Here is an 18,429-nt window from a genome sequence, read left to right as displayed (position 1 = left end):
AGTGTAACTTTTTCACATTAAATTATCCTTGAAGTAATTATTTAAACATTCTATCCCATGCCTCTAGGACTAATCTTTGGGTGCGGTATTCGCCAAATTGTTTAATTTCATTGTTCTTTAAAACGCGGAATGTCTCACTGGGGAAGTCTTCGCCGTAGACATCAGCAGGGTCTAGAATATATCGCAGTTCATCACGGGTGAGTCCGTAGAGTTTGGCGTAATATGCGTCTAATTCTGCTCTTAATAATGCGCGTCTGTTACTATCCCAAATAAAGGGTTCGCCGTCGTATCCCATATCTTTGGCGAAGGGTTGCATATCCCAGGCTGTGTAGACTAATTCGAGTACGCGAGTGCTGATAAATTCGATATCAGCTTGGGTGTATGATTCGGGAGTAAGAATAGGAAGCTGATAAAGCACATAAAAACTAAGATTGCCACCACTTGCTTTTTGTTTTGCAATGTAATCTAAAACTATACAATTAAAATTGGCTAATAATACACAAATTTCTTTTGGTTTATGCTCAGGAAAGATTACAGGCATCGAATCTCCAACACCAACCAGTGGAAGAATAGTAAATGTAACACTTCTTGAATCTGCAACAGCACTAATTGTCCTTCGGAAACCAATGAGCCAAGAATATTTCCATGTTTCAGGTATCCTTGATAAAACTTGTTCTTTAGATACCCAATATCTAGGTAATATAGACCAACTAGGATTACTTAGTAGTGATATATCTACTTTGTTAGTCTGAGGGCGAGTCCCGTAAATTTTATGGTCATCAATTCCTTGAAATGTTGCTTTTCTATGATTAAAATGTTCTATAAACTTAGATTCATAAAGCGGATAATAAGTATTAAAGTTTTGAATAAAATTATAGCTATCGATGATAAAATCGAGGTTTTCTAATTCATCTTTTCTTTTAAGAAATTTGTTGTCGGAAGTAATATTAAATAACCCTTGCCTATCAGAAAATAACCAACATTCTACTCCAGAGTTTTTTTCTTTTTTAAATACAGGTATTCTCTCGTAAATTGATATGATTATCTTTGCATCTACTGCTGATTTAATTATAGGCAAATTTAAAGTATTTGGATTTAATTTACGAATTTGACTACTTTTAAGGTGATAGCTTCTAATCTCATTTTTCAGTTGATTCACTTCCCATATTTGTGCCGCTAAAGAAATTTTAGCTATTTTAATCTTTGATAAAGTCAGCAAAGAGAAAGAGAATGTACTTTCTGTAGCATGAAATAAATAGCCTCTATTTGTAAAATCATAGAAACTGGTAATCGAATCATTTTTTATTAATTCTTGAATAAAAAATTTAGTTGAATCATCAGTGGCAATAGCACTAGGAAGAATAATTCCAGCATAGCCGCGAGGGGAGATTGTTTGATAAATTAATTCAGCGAACAAAGCATAAGTATTTAACTTACCTTTTGCAGTTAATTTAAAACGTTCAGTTTCCCGAAAAAATTTCTTTTGTAATTCTGCATCATGTTTCGTTTTTTCAAATTTTTCTAATAAGTTTTTATTTGTTTTATCTAACTGTTTAATTGCTGTTTTCCTTTGTTCGCCTGACAGATTATAAATTTCCGAGTTGAAAGCCATGAAAAATTCCTGTTCTTTAAGTTGAACTTCTTCCCAAGGTGGATTACCCAAAATACAATCAAAACCACCTTGTTCAAACACTTCTGGAAACTCTAAAGGCCAGTGAAAGAAATGCTTATCTTCAGATAATTTATTCGCTGCATCTACGATTTTTTGAGTTGTTGAATTACCGCGTAAAAGCTGAGTTAACGCTTCTGTTGTCGGTAAAAGTTGCAAATTTTGTTCAGTCAACGGCATGAAAAATGCCGCAGTCCACAAATTACAGGCTGAATAATCTCGCCACCATCCCGAATCATTACGGCTTTGCTGATATCGTGCTTGCTTTTCTTTCACTTGTTGCGGTGTTGCTTCAGGTATATGTCCCAACTCCCGCGCACTTTCTACATAGTGTGTACGTTCTGGTTCTAATCCCCCAAACAGTGATAATTGTCCTTGGTTATCTGTCTCCCGTTCTTTCTTATTCCGCTTTTTCAACTGTGTCGCTAACTTCTTATCATCCCCAGTCACAGCCTTATAAGCTTCATCGGGTATTCCTTCATCCAAACAATTAATATCCAACACTCCCACCAGGGAATTACCACATTTAATTCTGTGGTCTAAAAATGTCAGTGGTAACTTACCAGGAAAACCTTCAATCCATAATGCCACCTTGCATAAATCCACAGCCAATGGGTTTAAATCCACTCCATAAATGCAGTTTTGAATGACATCTCGAATCGCTAACTTTAAAGGTTCACTTCCTGGTTCTGCTTCGCCAGTGCGTACTTTGGCTAATTCTTTACCAATGCGTCTTGCTGCTGCTAAAAGAAAATGTCCTGAACCACAAGCAGGATCACAAACTTTGAGGCTTAGTAAAGCTTGTTCTAACTTACGCTTTAGCTCATCTGGATCTGATGGTGTGGAAATTTGACTACGAACTTGAGCTAATTTATCCTCAATAACAGGTTCTAAAGCTGTTTTTATTAGTTGTTGTACCAGTTGGGGCGGAGTGTAGTAAGAACCAGTGGTTTTTCTGTCACTACCAAACATCAAAGCAAATTCATATATCCCCTGACGCTGTATAGTTTGGGGATGAAAATCTAATAAACTCTCATACACACTCCCCAATTCTTCCACATCCAAGTATTCATAATTCACTCGCCGCAGTTGTGCTTTGTCTTGGTATAGCGACAGATGGCGAATTGCTTGGAGTAAATCATAATTATCAATTGCACAATCATCTATATCTAGTAGAGTTTTAGAACTAAATAGATCACCATTTAGTGGCGATAAACCTAATACTTCTCCCCGCCAGTTTTCATCAAACAACAGGAAAGTCACCCGTAAACCCTGCCACAAATCTTGAAAACCTTCCCGCCGCCACTGGGGACGTTCTGCTAACTCCCGCAGTCGCTCAATGCTGTAATATTCACGGTAGATTCGTGCTTTATCTAAATCATCTGTGACAAATAGCAATTTGCGCGATTCTGCCACCATCAAAAATAGTAGGCGGTAAATTAACCGCAATAATTGACGGTAGTAATCAATATCCTTCAAGCTGCCATTAACAAACTTTTGTCGTAAATGTTCATTGTTAGAATGTTGCAGAAAACCTGTTCCTAGCTGAATCAAGGCTTTTTCTACTCCATCCCGCAGCTTATCGCGTACCCGTCCACCTTGTTGCAGTGCTTCTTGGTGGTAATACTCCAACAGGCACTTATCCGCATCATCCACACCTTCAGGCAAGCGGGAACGGTGAAACAACCGATAAAATAACCCAAATTCAGCAAAGTTCTCACCTTTAAGGATTTGCTCTAAGTCAAATTCGATATAAGTAAGACGGGTCATTAAGGAAGAATCACGCAGCAACCGCCAACGAAAACCATTAGTTGCGATCGCCCACAAATGTTCTGTCTTGTTGAGATATTCCTGCACTAATGCGTGTGGCGATAACCTGGGTGTTCCACTCGGCGGACGTTTATCAACTTCTAACCGACAACCAACAATGTGAATGGGTGGCTTATTTTCTCCCACATCTGCACGATGGGAAATTGCATAGGTTTGTCCATCTACGACTTCAGCTTTTGCAGTGTAAATAGGTGTATAACCGAGGCTTCTTAGTAGGGGTACTGCCCACATTTCACGGGTAATACTGGTTGCTGAATCATTTTCATCTAGCCTTTCTAATGCCCTTTGAAATGCTGCCCAGTAAGCCTTAGCATCCCCCCAGGCGTTAGCAATCTCATCCGCTAATTTCTCAGTTTTAGATAAACCAAAGTCCTCTGCTGCTTGTCCTTTAATACTGCCTTCCAGTAATTGGGCAGTCATATCAGGAGCAAGTAAATTTCCTTCGATTTGAATTGCAGTGAGAGAACTTTTCATGTTGGGAGAATTACGAATAAAAATAACGTTTTTAGTAATGTTTAAGCTGTTTAATTACGTCCGGGTTTAAGAATATAAATGCCAAGAATGTCCATCGGTAATTGTGGGGTCACGCGGATTCGACCCTCTTGAGTAATCGTTCTCACCCGTCGATGACTTTGTAGAAGTTCCTGAGTTCTTTGGTGGGCGAAATTTTCTAAATCTGACTGTAGTTCTTCTAGTCTTTCTAGTAAGTCCGAAATTTCCATCTGCTTGATCGCTGGTGCAGCATCGCTGACAGGTTTCGCTTGTTGTAGTAAAGACGTGGCTTCTAGTTGAGATAACCAAGTAGGACTAGACGGAGAACCAGTAAAGCCAATAACCGCACATTCTTCCGCCAGTAAGCTTTGCTGTTTGGCACTGTTTAATAAATGCCGTAGCCTCACCAACAGCAAAATTGTGGGCTTTTGTACAGCGTTAGTTATAGTCAAGCCGCATCTTGCTGCTATGGGGTCTTTAGTTTGAGAAAGTGCTTCTTCTAGGATGTAACGTGCCAATCCTTCAACTAAAGGATGATTGCGTCCCATATATTCCACGCCTTCCGGTGCAGGAGTCGTAAACACCAGTAAACGCGATTTATCGCCTAAAACGGGTTTGAGAAAATCTGGCGGCTGTGGAAGTAACCATCCCTGCTTTTTCTGGAAGAGGGAAAAAGACAGGCGATCGCACGCTGACTTCACAAACCGTTCTACATCTTCCTCATTACCTAGAATCTGGTCAGAGTCGATTAATTCCTGTTCGACTTGCTCAGGTTTGATGGCACGTTGAGCAAAGCGGGTACGGTTGATTGTCTCCCGTTCTACGGCTCTATCCCAACTTTTGTGGACTTGCTCAATTGGAGATTCATGATCATCCAGCAAATCTAACAGAGATAACTGCACTGCATCGGTAGCACGGTCAAACAAAGACTTAAACACCGCTTCTGCAACAGTGTTACTTTCCATTGGTACAGGAACAGTAACTCCCAAAGATTTGTGAATTTGTACAGCTTTGCGAATTAGCACTTCCAGCACTGCACCATCCACTGGATTATCTTGACCATAAAGCAGACAACATTTCACTTGAGAAGCAGTTTGGCCATAACGGTCAATACGTCCTTCTCGTTGTTCCAATCTGTTGGGATTCCAAGGCAAATCATAGTGAATCACAGCATTGAAATGTGTTTGCAGGTTGACCCCTTCACTCAAGCAGTCTGTAGCAACTAGCACTCGTTGAGGATAGGATTTTAACTCTTCTAGGCGGACTTCCCGCTCATCCTCTGATAGTTCTCCTGTGATAGCGATGACTCTAATTTGGCTGCCTTTCTTCTCCAATTTTTGCTTCAAAGCTCCAGCTACATAATTCGCTGTAGCAATGTAGCGACACCAGATAATTGGATTCATTTCTGCTTGCAACACCGATGTCACTGTGGCAATACAGGCTTGTAATTTTTGGTCTTTGTTACCCTGTAATTTTTCTGCCAGTTGGACAAACGCTTTTAACTTGCGCCTGTCTGCATCTTTGTAGCTTTCTTGTCCCTGTTCCATAACCACAGTCGGCGATGCGTCAACCGCTTGTTCTTGTTCTGTTGGGTCATGGACGTAAGAACTCATTAATTCTTCGTCTAACTCAGCCAGTGAGCGTTCCCTATCAGGGTTGCCGTAGGCATCGCCTGCGCCTGATTTGCTAACTTGACGATTTAAAGTGGCGATCGCGGCTGCTGGAGAAGACATCACACAACGAATTAACGCCAACGCTGACCAATATCTTCCCCGACGCTGGGCATGGCTCATTTCTGCTGTCGTAGTTTTGACCAGTCCACGGGCAAAAGCGTAGACTTCCTCAAATAATTCCTTGTATTCCTTGGATAACTTATAAGGATGTTCAATCGAATCTCTTTCTGGGAAAGGAGTTTCATTACCCAACCACAGCCTGACATCTGCCCTTCGGCGTTGAACAAAATGATTAGCTAGGCGATCGCGTTGCTTCTCTGTTAAGCGGTCTAGAGTTAGATGCTCAAATTCTGGCTGAAGTAATCCCAGTAATGACAAGAAAGATTCTTCAATTCCACTGTGAGGAGTTGCTGTCAACAATAGTAAATGCTGGTCTTGTTTCTTAGCGATTTCCTCAATTAACTGGTGACGCTGCTGCTGTGATGTAACTTTGCTACCAGAACGGGTACAAGTATGAGCCTCATCGACAATCACCAAATCAGGGCAGTGGGTGATAAAGCTGGCTCGACGGCGTTCTGCTTTGGCGTAGTCTAGACTAACAATCAGGTGACGATAGTAACTAAAAACATGGGAAGCATTAGGTACATCTCGCTCCAATTTGGAAGCAGTTCCAGAACGTACCACTACTGCATCAATATGAAACTTCTCGCGTAATTCTTGTTGCCATTGGTCACACAAATGAGGCGGACACAACACTGCTAACCGCTTTACTTCTCCTCGGTCAAGAAGTTCACGCGCAATTAATCCGGCTTCAATAGTTTTACCGATACCAACATCATCAGCAATTAATAGCCGCACTGTTTCTAACTTCAGTGCCATTAACAGGGGAACTAACTGATAAGGACGGGGACGTAGCGATAACCGCCCTAAACTGCGAAAAGGCCCCGCACCACTGCGAAGTAACAGTCGTGCAGCATCCATCAGTAATAATGCTGCTGTATGGTCTTTAACACAAGAAGCATTTGGCACAGGAAACGTTGCTGGCTCAAGATTTTCGAGATTTAGTCCTCGATAAATACCAGCAATTTCGTCTTCGTTTCCCGACAGTGGTCGCAAACGAATAATGTCTTGATTGTCGGTTGGTAGTACAACCCACTGCCGATTACGACAGGTGACTATAGAACCAGGTGTGAGGTTCAACGTTTCTGTCATGGTTTCCTTCTATTGGCAAATCAGTAGCACAAGCCAGGCAGTAAAGATTATTGCCTTCAACATTGCCTCTGCTTTAGCAATAGTTAATCAGTTTAAATCCTGAATTTGCCAATTAGTCAATTTTTTAACACCACTTAATCATAGAAATAATCAATCATAACTAAATACATAGCTGTTATGGTTTATGACATTTGTTCAGTAAAAATACTACAGCCATAGAAAAATAACTAAGCACTAGCTGAGGAAATTTTTAGTTGCTACAGGTAGTTGAGTTGATAGTCTCAGATGCACGGGATTCACCCAGCCTTGGCGCACACAACACACGATGATCAAAAGGGATGACTGGTATTTATTAAACCACTGGCTACTTATATCCGTTGGATTTCGCCTACTAGACAAAATAGCGGTTTTATTGTTGCGGCGGGTTGTGCTGCTTCTCCCGCTCCTCAACAGCTTTACTAACAATTCGCACCACAAGATTACTGATGGGACGGTCTTCTTCCTGCGCCCATCTCACCAAAGCCTCATGGATATCTTTGGGGAAATATATCGAAGTTTGTACGCGATCAGTTTGGCTCATCAATTCTAAAAGGATTTGTCGCCAATCAATCATACCCTCGTAACCTTGTAACAAGGCTAAATAATGTTTAACAATGTGTGGCAATGTTCATGTGATAGATTAAAAACATTCCTACACATTAATTTCATGTTCAAAAATTTGCCTTGGCGCAGGTAAATCACCAGTTAACTTTAATTGCACAAATAAAAAACATTTAGTTCTATGGATTTGTTGTTACTATGAGCCACACTACTGAAAAAATTTATACCGCTCCAATTTTAAGAACTATAAGCTGTGATTTATGTGCTACAGAAGATGTACTTCGTAAAGTATGGGAAGAAATGACTCAAAAAAATACGCCCCTAATTGTTAAATTATTGAAATTTGTAAGTGAGCAACCAGAATTTGAAACCTATAAAGAAAATGGCACAATAACTAAAAAGGAAATCACTAATTTACGTAAAATTTTAATAGAAGATTCTGATTTGAAATACCAGTCAGGTCGTCTCCGCACATCAGCAGACTCCTTGGTAACAGAGGTTTATTCCTCATGGCTTCAACTATACCAAAAACGGCAGAAGCAGAAAGAAGGTAAAGAATACTTTCTCAACAATATACTTAAAAGTGATGTTGAACTTGTAGAAGAAAGTAATTGTGATTTACAGACAATACGTTGCAAAGCACAAGAAATACTGAGACAAGCAGAAGAATTGTTGAGACAAAGCCAAAATTCAGTATCTCAAGTAAATGTCAATAACAACATTCCGAAAAGCGTAACTAAAATTTTGTATGAAATTCATAGGGAAACACAGGATATTCTAACGCGATGTGCAGTAACCTACCTGATAAAGAATCAGAATGATGTTACTGAGATAGAAGAAGATATCACAGAGCTTCAAACGCGGCGCACAGAAAAAGAAGTAGAGATTAAACGCTTAAACAAACAGATACAGAATAGTAGATTACCTCATGGTAGAGATATAACTGGAGAAATATATAATCAAGCATTTGATAATCTCATAAATCAAGTTCCAAAAGACAATAATGAATATTCAGAGTGGATAAATCGTTTTTTAAGTAAAAAATCATCCTTACCTTATCCTATAGATTATTTGTATGGAGATTTGAGTTGGTATAAAGATGATAATGGAAACATTTATGTTTACTTCAATGGTTGGTCTAAATATCATTTTAAAATTTGTTGTGATAAACGCCAACTTCATTTTTTTGAACGTTTTTTAGAAGACTACAAAGCTGTTAAGAAAAGTGAAAAGGGAAAAGAAAAACTCTCTGGTAGCTTGGTTACACTACGTTCTGCACAGTTATTATGGCAACAAGGGGAAGGTAAAGGTCAACCCTGGAAAGTAAATAAACTAACTCTACATTGTACGTATGACGCTCGTTTATGGACAGCAGAGGGTACAGAGGAAGTAAGACAGGAAAAAACTAATAAAGCTCAAAAACAAGTAGATAAGGTAGGAAAAAATGAAGATATTGATAGCAAAGAACAGAAGAAGCTCAGTAAAAATATAGCTTCATTGTCTCGTCTTAATAATTCATTTACTCGTCCTAGTAAGCCAATTTATCGAGGTCAATCTAACATAATTGTTGGAGTTAGTTTTCATCCGGTTGAGTTAGTAACGCTTTCTGTAGTTGATGTAACTAACCAACAAATACTGATATGTAAAACGCTCAAACAGTTACTAGGTAATGCTTTTCCACTATTAAGCCGTAGACGAAGACAACAAGTGCATTTGCGTAAGGAGAGGGAAAAAGCTCAGAAAAAAGATTCCCCATGTCATCTAGGAGAGTCACAGCTAGGGGAATATGTTGATAAATTACTGGCAAAAAGAATCGTGGAAGTCGCTAAGAAATATCAGGCTGATAGCATTGTCTTACCTGGGTTACAAGGCATTAGGGAAAATCGTACCAGTGTAATTCAAGCAAAAGCAGAAACCAAATTTCCCGGTGATGTCAATGCACAAAAATTATATGTCAAGGAATATAATCGCCAGATACACAATTGGAGCTACAGAAGGCTTCAACAATCTATAAAGTCAAAAGCTGCCGAATTGAAAATCAGTGTTGAGTTTGGTGTACAGCCATCTTATGGCACTCTGGAAGAGAAAGCCAGAGATTTAGTCTTGTTTACTTACCAAAGCAGAATTAATACTGTTGGTAGATAAATTTCTACCTAAATATTGTATTATCAAGTGTAATAAATCGGTGCCATCATATAAGATGCTACAGTATCAACCCCTTTGATTAGATACTGTCAGAATGGGTTAGTTTAACGCTTTGACCAGCGTATTCTTTCTGGCCCTGGTAGCTGCCAACTCTACCTATGCGTTCATCTAAGTGTTTGTTAGCAGTAGTTGTTTGGGTAAGCAAATGCTGCTGTTAGATGAGAAAGGACTCGCACCGAGACGCATGGGAAGTATGAGGTGTTAGGGTTTCAAACAGCCCAGAACCTTAGCTCTTGACATCAGACTCTTTTAGCTTGGTGTTGGGTGACAGAGCGGCCTGTATGACTAGAATCTTTGGTTTTGGTTGTACGAGGAACTTATACCTCTTAGTTTATAACAAAGTAAGGGTACGGGTATACCGTCACGGTGGCTACCGAACTTCCACCCCCTAATTTTTATTTTTGGCAAGTCAAAGTGGGGGCGAAATCCCCAGGGATATGCCAAATTGCTAAAACTCTTATCTTGACTGAATTTTATGATTCTCCAGGCGAATCAAAGTTTATTTATTGGCGATAGAAAATATGCTTTTAAGTAGACTTGCCAAAATTGCCTGTGGAAAACAGTGAGGATAAGCGTTTAACAAGTCAGGGTTTCAACAACCCTCACAGTGGGCGGTGGGTTGAAAGGATATGCTCATTCATGAGTGGGATAAACCCTACTTTAGTTTCAACAACCCTCACAGTGGGCGGTGGGTTGAAAGAGTGCTTTTTCTACGCTCCAGCCTAATTTTAAGATGTTTCAACAACCCTCACAGTGGGCGGTGGGTTGAAAGATAGGAAGCGATCCAAGTAAAGTTGAGGGGTTAGACGTTTCAACAACCCTCACAGTGGGCGGTGGGTTGAAAGGGCGGTACGGCCAGCTTTTTAAAGTGGGATTTTATGCGGGGGTTCAACAACCCTCACAGTGGGCGGTGGGTTGAAAGTGCCAGGATATGGCGGCGCATCAGAATTGGTGTGCGGTTTCAACAACCCTCACAGTAGGCGTTGTATTAATAAACTTACTAGCTTATTTGCTGACGCTGCATGGACTTGAGGCTTTTTTATTACTCAAAAATTTTTACGTCCCGTTACTTAGTTGTGTATGAGCTAAGTTTTACCTTTTTATATCGTATAATTATTGGTTAGGGTGGTTTGAAAGGAGCGTTGCGATCGCACGATGTAACGCGCCAGTCTTATATAAATATTCTCGACTAACAAGGTTAATGCAGGACTCTGTGACATTTTTAATTAGAGTTCATATCTTTGAATAATTTTCCTAGTAATTTTTGACAATAATTCTTTAAAACTGGTTTCAACTCTTGACAAAAATTCTTTAAAACTGGATCGATGACTGAAAGCCAAGGAAATACGTAACTTATGTCGTTCAACCCTATAAAACTGGACAATAATTCTTTAAAACTGACAATAATTATTTAATGTACAAATGGAGAATAGGGAACTCGAATCCCTGACCTCTGCGGTGCGATCGCAGCGCTCTACCAACTGAGCTAATTCCCCTAACAGTGCTGTTACTACGTTACCCTATTTTAACATTCACTCATGCTGGGCTGGTGTTGTTTGGTAGAAAATACTTGTTGTACTCGTTCAAGTTCCAATTCAGTCAAGTAATCTACCGTCCAGTTACAGCAACGCTGGAGCATATGAAATGGGTAAGTATTAGCTACACCTAAGACTTGCATCTGTGCGTGTTTTGCAGCTTGGATACCTGCTGGGGTATCTTCAATGGCCAAGCATTCTTGCGGTTGCAAATTTAAATCAGGATATTCTTGCTTGAGGCGTTTGACAGCTAATAAATAACCATCTGGCTGGGGTTTGCTGGTGGTGATGTCATCCCCAGCCACAATTACTGTAAAATACTCTGCTAGGTTGGCGCGCTCTAATACCAGTTGTATTTCTTGATGCAGCGCACCACTGACTATAGCTAATTTGAGATGTTGGGAGCGTACCTGATATATCAAATCTTCTACGCCTGGATATATAGGCAGTTTTTCCTGTTTCTCTAGTTGCAGCACATAGGCTTGGGCTTTACGGTGGAGTAGCTGAGTTAAGTATTCTTCAGTTACGACTCTACCACGATTGGCGAGTAATTCTTGAAAACAAGCGCGATCGCTCCGTCCTAATGAAGCTTGTCGCTCTTGGACTTTTTGGGGTTGCAGATTTTCCTGAATGAGAATTTCATCTATCAGTTGTAAGTGGATGCGCTCATCATTAATGATTACGCCATTAAAATCAAACAGAATTGCCTTTAAACTCATGCCGTTATGCCAAAAGCTGGAGACTCTAGACCCTCCAAATTATTATTATCTATTGCTGGTCTATATTGTCTCACTTTTGCTTGCGTATTTGCATCCGTTACAGGAATAGGTTTTACACCGCTACTTACTTGATGTATCCACCAAACTTCTTCGGTTCGGACTGATTCCAACCCCACTGCACCCATCCGCGCATCTACACTATCCCCAGCATATTCCCGAATGTAAGGCTCTTCAAATACATTATTGAGCCAATCTAACTGACGCAAGATTTTCTGATTCCCATCGAGAATTAACACTTGTCCACCAGCTACTAATAACCGGAAGCATTCTTGAAGGATATTTTGGCAGACTGCAACTGGTGTTTCGTGAAATAGTAAACTAGCTGTGACCAAATCAAAGGAAGCATCTGGGAAACTAGTTTTCTCAGCGTTTCCATGTCGCCAGATGATATCTAAACCCGCAGTTTTGGCTTTATCTGCGGCTCTCACTAGCATATAGGGTGATAAGTCCAAACCGATGACTTCTGCTTGGGGAAAAGCCTGCTTTAACATCAAGGTTGTAGAACCTGTACCACAGCCTAAGTCTAGTATGCGCCGGGGTTTAACTTTGACTGCATCAATTACAGCTTGACGCACCCAAGTTTCATTGGGGACTAGGACATATTCGGTAATTGCATCATAGCTGACAGCAGCACTAGGATTTAGATATCCCCCCTTGATACCGTGGAAGTTTTGGTTAATGTAGTACGGGGGGAGTGTAACATCACTGCGCCGGAACTTGTCACCCTCTTGCTCCCAATCAATACTTTTGGCATAACGCTGCAATTTTTCTTCATCAATGAAAAAACGGACTACAGGTGATAAAAAGCTTTCCCAAAGAGTCTTTTGACGTGTGGCCATAGGTCTGATTAAGGCTGATTTATGGTCTTTACAAATTGTAGTGTATTTAGCAAATGTCTGGATTTTTCAGGCAGACTTAACTTGTAGTGATTGCTGTTGACGCTAAAGTCTTTATGTATTACGCTTGTAATACAAGCGAATTTGTAACATAAACTTGTTAGCTGATTCTGCTCCACTTTTGATTCCTGATTTTTTAGAAAAAAATGCCCTACGAAGAGTTAGAAATTAATACGCCAGCACCTGTTTTATCCTGGGCAAATCACCCATTGGGTACAGAAGAAACCAAGATGGCTAAAAATGTGGCATCGCTACCTTTTGTATTTAAACACGTAGCATTAATGCCTGATGTTCACTTAGGAAAAGGTGCTTTAGTTGGTTCTGTAATTGCTACAAAAGAAGCCATTATTCCTGCTGCTGTCGGTGTGGATCTGGGTTGTGGTATGTGTGCGATTAAAACACCATTTAATGGTGATAAATTAGAAGGCAAACTCAAAAAAATTCGTCTAGATATTGAGGCAGCAATTCCCACAGGTTTTAATGAAAATAAAGATGTAGAAAAATCTGTTACTAATTGGCAGCATTGGCGAGAGTTTAAAGACTTGCACCGTGGTGTACAAGATTTACAAACTAAAGCAATGAAACAAATGGGTTCTCTAGGCGGGGGTAAAAGATTGCCCCTTACTGTAGTGATGCAGTAATCAAAACTCGTCCAAATCGGTGGAAGCTGAGATTGCTAATACCGAGGGAAGCGGTAAAACGCCCCGTAGAGAGCAGAGGGACTTGGGCATCCTAGAATAAATTAGGATGAAGGTGTGCTCCGAACTATACCGAAGATGAAGGTATAGAATCAAGCAGAAATGACTTGATCGATTGCGACTTTCATATGTGATATTGTGATTCTATGGAATTTAACAATATCAGTCTCGTAAATCCCTATTACTCCTACTTGTGTCAATGAAAGTGCTTGATAGAAGTCGAAATAGTGTCGAACTTAGACTATGGAGACTCAATAAATTAAGCAAGCAATCAGTAACAAATTGAATCACTTCATTGAAGTGTGCCTAGATACAGAGAACCAAGTTTGGCTGATGTTACATTCCGGTTCACGGAACATTGGTAATAATCTTGCCCAATGTCATATTAATACAGCTAAAGAATTAGCAAAAATGGCAGATAATAAATTACCTGACCCTGATTTAGCTTATTTTATTGCTGAAACACCAGAGTTTCAAGCTTACTGGCATGACTTACAATGGGCGCAAGAATATGCACGTTTCAACCGTGATGTGATGATGGCACGTTTCCAGCGCATCATAGAAAAACATTTAGCTGGAGGCAAGCCAACTAAACCTTTATTACAGGTAAATTGTCATCATAATTACGCGGAAAAAGAAGTACATTTTGGCGAAGATGTGTATGTGACTCGTAAAGGTGCAGTCCGCGCCGATACAGAAGACTATGGAATTATTCCTGGTTCAATGGGAGCAAAATCTTTCATTGTCAAGGGTAAAGGTAATGTCCATAGTTTTTGTTCTTGCTCTCATGGTGCAGGTCGTTTATTATCAAGAAATAAAGCTAAAAATGTTTATACTCTTGATGATTTAGTTGAGCAAACAAAGGGTGTAGAATGCCGTAAAGATACAGGTGTTTTAGATGAAATTCCTAGTGCTTATAAGCCGATAGACCAAGTTATGAAAAATCAAGCAGATTTGGTGGAAGTTGTCGCCACACTCAAACAAGTTGTTTGTGTGAAAGGTTAATTATTATGTTTGTAGTGAGGGCTTTAGCCCTGATGATTTAGGAAAAAAAGGACTAAAGTCCTAACTACAAACTAATTAAGGTACTTCAATGGGAATAAGGGCATTTTCTGGTAAGTACTTTTTGTAACAACCTTCATCAGCCAGCACTAAAAGCAAACGTAAGGGATAATCTGGTGGCACTTGTAAATCTGCCCAAGGTACTGCTAATTCTAAACAAGTTTCTAAACCAACTTGAGCGCGACTGCTGCGGGGATGCCATTGATAATTATCTCCAGCTTCTCGAAATTGCACTGATTGGGTGAGTAAATTAATTTCTAAATGATGGTGGTATAGATAATTGAGGGGGGCTGTATCTGGCACATCTGCTAAAGGAATGGGGCTATTGTGCATGGTTCTATCTGGATAAAACCATAATAAATTTAATTCTGTTGGTAAATCTTTGCCTGGTGTAACGCCACTTTTAAAGTCTAATCGCAAATAGAAATTGAGGTGATCAACTCCATACCAAAGACGCTGAATACTGCTGCTGACGTGCATTGTTCCCCGTGCGCCACCAATTTCTATACGTCCGGCTTTGTCCCAGTCTTGTTCATCACCTCTACCGTCAATTATGGGATGAATAAAGCTTTCTGGTGAATGGTCTGCCCGTGCTTCGTGAACTTCAACGGGGTGTCTGAGATAGGCTGGTATTGGTTCATTTAATGCTTTGTAAATACCGCACAGATGTTCTCGAAATAATTGGTCAAAGATGGCATCTTGATTGGAAGAATGTCCTTCACCAAACCACCAAAACCAGTCAGAACCTTCGGCAGCATATAAAGCTTCCCAGGCTTCGGGGTTGTTTTCTTCTGTGGCTTCGGGATGGCTGGCTAGCATAGCTCTAGCTTGAGTGAGGTAGTCCCAAGCGCGGTTTTTGGCAGGATCGCCAATCCAAGTGGTAAAACTGCCATCAACCCAAGAACCGCTATGGAGTTGATCTCCGGGGATGGTGGCTGTGGCGGGGAATTGTGCGATAAATTCGGAGACAGTAACGAGTTTAATATTGGGTTCGTTGCTTAAACGTTGATATAAAGTTTCGAGGAAGGGTTTGCCGTCTTGGGGGTAAAACTCCCAACAATTTTCTCCGTCTAAAGCGATTGTAACTAACCAAGGTTGATCGCTGGGACGTTCTCTTTGCATTTTAGCGATCGCTTGCAGATGTCCCACTAAATCCCCTGCGGCTTGTTTGGCTGGCATTGAGCCATAGGTAAAGCCAATTAAATCTGATAATCTATGATCTCGAAAGACAATGGTTAAATCTCCGGCTGGGGTTGTCAGACGATAGGGTTTATACATCAATTCCGGTTGTAGGACATTCCCTGCCCCATCCCGATGAAAGAAGTGTTTTAATGTCCACCCTAAAACTGCTTCATCTGAGCAAATCCAATTAAATCCTTGTTTAATAATATACGGTAATATTGCGGGACTTACTGATTGTTCTGAAGGCCATAAACCCCTGGGGTCTTGTCCAAATCTTTGTCTATATAGTTCCCAGGTTTTACGTAAGTGCCGGGGAATATCCTCTGCCCATTGAAAGCGGCACTCTGGTAAGGTCATATTTGGCACTGCTACCCGCCCAGAGTTAGTATCCGCTAGTAAGGGCAAAATGGGGTGTGTGTAGGGTGTGGTGGTAACTTCCAACTGCCCAGATGCTTGCATCTTGCGGTGTTGGGGGATGATACGGCTGAGGATATCACGCTGTTTGGAGTAAATGCGCTGGCGATCGCTTAATGTAAAGTTACGTCCCTGCTCTAACCAAGTGGCAATTTCTGGGTCATCCCAAAATAAAGGATCTATCCATGCCAAATTATGCCACGCCAGCAAATCACCATACTCAGCCAAGCCCCAATTCGCCAAACACCAAGCTTGTCCTTGTTCTTGCCGTTGGTAATACAACTGGGCGTAGCGGGGATGGGGGTCAATTAAAGTATGATGGTTAGCATCAAAAAAGTGTTGAATGATAAATTCTTTTTGCTGTTGAGTCAGTTGTTCTGTAGGGGTCAAACTGGCTTTTAGGTAAGGATCAAAAGCAGTACCAGCAATATAATCTTCTAATTGCAGGATTAAAGACGGCACTAGATTCACTGTTTGGTGTAGTTTGGGGTACTTTTCCAGAATTAACACCAAATCCAAATAATCTTTTGTGCCATGCAACCGCACCCAAGGCAGACGGTATTGTTGACTTGAAGAACCTGAAAAGCCGTCACCAGGAGATTTATACAACGGCTGATGTTGATGCCAAATAAAAGCTACATAGAGTGGATGAGACATAGAACTGATTAGGAATGGGGCAAACAGGTCATGGGGCATGGGGGAGACAGGGCATTGACAAGAGACAAGCTAGAGGGGGAAGACAGGGTAGAATTGCTTCCTTGTCTTCCTTGTCTTCCTTGTCCCCAGTCCCCAGTTCCCAGTCCCCAGTCCCCAGTTCCCAGTCCCCAGTCCCCAGTCTCTTATAATATTTGCTCAACTTCCGCAATTTCAGGAATCATTTCCCGTAGACGGCGTTCAATACCCATTCTCAGGGTCATAGTGGAACTAGGGCAAGAACCACAAGCACCTTGTAAACGAAGTTTAACAATCGGCCCATCCAGTTCTACGAGTTCCACGTTGCCACCATCAGACATCAGGTAAGGACGCATTTCATCCAAGACTGTTTCAACGTTTTCAACTGTTAATTCCATCGTGTGATACCTACTAAGTTAACAATGGTGATAAGTAATTAATCTGTAGTAGTGCTAAAGTCTACTACAAACCCATAATCCAAAATGTTATTTTTTGGCTTGAATTAAATCGATCCTAGATCCAATTGCCGATAGATTGTCTTTTATCCAGAGTTTAGCAAATAGTTAGACTCGACTAAACTCAGTCGAGACTTCCAATTAAGAAGGGTGTGGGGAGTGTGGGGAGTGTGGGGAGTGTGGGGAGTGTGGGGAGTGTGGGGAGTGTGGGGGGTAATTTTTTGGATACTTAACTTCGCTAGAAATCTCACACAAAATTTCGTTCATCCGGTTTAGGGTATACCGTTGAATTGAGGTGATTTGAACAGGAATGTCAGGCTGATAGCTTCAGGAAGCGGAGGAAGCGGGAATAAGCCTTGTTTTAGTGGGAAATGATCGTAGTGATTGCCAGTTGTGGAATATTTTGCAGAAGTTACCCCAACCTTGCGGTCGGGGCTACTTTTGCTACACCCCTTGCACTAAATAAATAATACCAGTATCAAGTACATTATGGTTGCCAAATTGGCAAAAATTCGTTTTTGGGAAAGTGACTAATGATATTTCGGCGCATGAAGTTATTTTCTCGGAAGTAGTATACTTTACTGGGTTCTGGTCTAGTTGATCTCCCAGAATCCGTGAAAATTAACAACTGTGCAGATTCATTATGTCAAATCCTGTCATTACAGTCGGTATCTTCCAGAAACAATCTGATCCTCAATTTTTTAGTTCCGGCAAAGTGATTTTTACAGAAGGTGATCCCGGTGAATATATGTATGGCATTGTGGAAGGAGAGATAGAACTGTTAGTCAATGGTAAAGTTGTAGAAACTATTGGGACTGGTGAAGTTTTTGGTACTGGAGTACTAGTAGGAGTCAAACACAGAACTTATACTGCGATCGCTAAAACAGATTGCACATTAGCTTATTTAGATGAAAAAAGGTTTCTGTTTGCAGTTCAAGAAACGCCGATGTTTGCTCTGATGGTGATCAGAAATTATTCAGAACGCTTGAGCAGATTACAGCACTTAGTATAAATCACCAACCCAATATTGAACATAATTACTAATTCGTAATAGC

10 protein-coding genes, 1 tRNA gene, 2 pseudogenes and 1 CRISPR repeat array are annotated in these 18,429 nt (G+C 40.6%); of the genes and pseudogenes, 5 read left to right on the top strand and 8 right to left on the bottom strand.

Annotated elements, in window-relative coordinates:
• Positions 1–37: 37 nt before the first annotated feature.
• The 3 genes from ACPZ3T_RS13960 to ACPZ3T_RS13950 all read right to left on the bottom strand — a co-directional run bounded on the left by ACPZ3T_RS13960 (position 38) and on the right by ACPZ3T_RS13950 (position 7,540).
• Positions 38–3,973 carry an Eco57I restriction-modification methylase domain-containing protein gene (locus ACPZ3T_RS13960; protein WP_490276948.1) on the bottom strand — a complete coding sequence of 1,312 codons (3,936 nt, stop codon included), beginning with the start codon at positions 3,971–3,973 and terminating at the stop codon, positions 38–40.
• Between the two features lie 50 nt (positions 3,974–4,023).
• Positions 4,024–6,876 (bottom strand): DUF8741 domain-containing protein, encoded by a 2,853-nt coding sequence (locus tag ACPZ3T_RS13955; RefSeq protein ID WP_490276947.1) that lies wholly within the window; start codon positions 6,874–6,876, stop codon positions 4,024–4,026.
• Between the two features lie 409 nt (positions 6,877–7,285).
• The gene (locus ACPZ3T_RS13950; protein ID WP_490276946.1) at positions 7,286–7,540 is read right to left on the bottom strand and encodes a ribbon-helix-helix domain-containing protein; all 255 of its coding nucleotides are present in this window, start codon (positions 7,538–7,540) and stop codon (positions 7,286–7,288) included.
• Positions 7,541–7,674: 134 nt separating this feature from the next.
• Here ACPZ3T_RS13950 and cas12k point away from each other — a divergent pair, with 134 nt between their 5' ends.
• Positions 7,675–9,621: a type V CRISPR-associated protein Cas12k gene (gene cas12k, locus ACPZ3T_RS13945; RefSeq protein ID WP_490276945.1), complete on the top strand. Its 1,947-nt coding sequence runs from the start codon at positions 7,675–7,677 to the stop codon at positions 9,619–9,621.
• Between the two features lie 649 nt (positions 9,622–10,270).
• A CRISPR array of direct repeats spans positions 10,271–10,676; the repeat unit is 37 nt; unit sequence GTTTCAACAACCCTCACAGTGGGCGGTGGGTTGAAAG.
• Positions 10,677–11,104: 428 nt separating this feature from the next.
• Here the strand turns inward: cas12k and ACPZ3T_RS13940 are convergent.
• The 3 genes from ACPZ3T_RS13940 to ACPZ3T_RS13930 form a co-directional block, all read right to left on the bottom strand.
• A tRNA-Ala gene (locus ACPZ3T_RS13940) sits at positions 11,105–11,177 on the bottom strand.
• Between the two features lie 29 nt (positions 11,178–11,206).
• Positions 11,207–11,935, bottom strand: coding sequence for an HAD family hydrolase (locus tag ACPZ3T_RS13935; protein ID WP_490276944.1), 729 nt, complete (start codon positions 11,933–11,935; stop codon positions 11,207–11,209).
• The gene (locus ACPZ3T_RS13930; protein WP_490276943.1) at positions 11,932–12,834 is read right to left on the bottom strand and encodes a class I SAM-dependent methyltransferase; all 903 of its coding nucleotides are present in this window, start codon (positions 12,832–12,834) and stop codon (positions 11,932–11,934) included. The genes ACPZ3T_RS13935 and ACPZ3T_RS13930 overlap by 4 nt, the downstream gene beginning before the upstream one ends.
• Before the next feature lie 203 nt (positions 12,835–13,037).
• Here ACPZ3T_RS13930 and ACPZ3T_RS13925 point away from each other — a divergent pair.
• Positions 13,038–13,499: pseudogene (locus ACPZ3T_RS13925) on the top strand (RtcB family protein); the annotation flags it as partial.
• A 375-nt stretch (positions 13,500–13,874) separates the two neighbouring features.
• Positions 13,875–14,594 (top strand): annotated as a pseudogene (locus ACPZ3T_RS13920) (RtcB family protein); the annotation flags it as partial.
• 75 nt (positions 14,595–14,669) lie between these two features.
• Here the strand turns inward: ACPZ3T_RS13920 and ACPZ3T_RS13915 are convergent.
• On the bottom strand, positions 14,670–16,904 hold the full coding sequence (locus tag ACPZ3T_RS13915; RefSeq protein ID WP_490276942.1) for a glycoside hydrolase family 57 protein: 2,235 nt from the start codon (positions 16,902–16,904) through the stop codon (positions 14,670–14,672).
• Positions 16,905–16,918: 14 nt separating this feature from the next.
• Between ACPZ3T_RS13915 and ACPZ3T_RS13910 the strand changes: the two genes are divergently transcribed.
• The gene (locus ACPZ3T_RS13910) at positions 16,919–17,092 is read left to right on the top strand and encodes a hypothetical protein (protein ID WP_490276941.1); all 174 of its coding nucleotides are present in this window, start codon (positions 16,919–16,921) and stop codon (positions 17,090–17,092) included.
• Here ACPZ3T_RS13910 and ACPZ3T_RS13905 read toward each other — a convergent pair.
• Positions 17,087–17,317, bottom strand: a complete 231-nt coding sequence (locus ACPZ3T_RS13905; RefSeq protein ID WP_490276940.1) for a NifU family protein — start codon at positions 17,315–17,317, stop codon at positions 17,087–17,089. The two genes, ACPZ3T_RS13910 and ACPZ3T_RS13905, sit on opposite strands and share 6 nt — an antisense overlap.
• Before the next feature lie 700 nt (positions 17,318–18,017).
• Between ACPZ3T_RS13905 and ACPZ3T_RS13900 the strand changes: the two genes are divergently transcribed.
• On the top strand, positions 18,018–18,386 hold the full coding sequence (locus ACPZ3T_RS13900) for a cyclic nucleotide-binding domain-containing protein (protein ID WP_490276939.1): 369 nt from the start codon (positions 18,018–18,020) through the stop codon (positions 18,384–18,386).
• Positions 18,387–18,429 lie beyond the last annotated feature (43 nt).

The sequence above is a fragment of the Aliinostoc maniaoense genome, from assembly GCF_058172895.1.
Note: the sequence above shows the minus strand (reverse complement) of the source record. Positions and strands in the feature narration are given on the sequence as shown.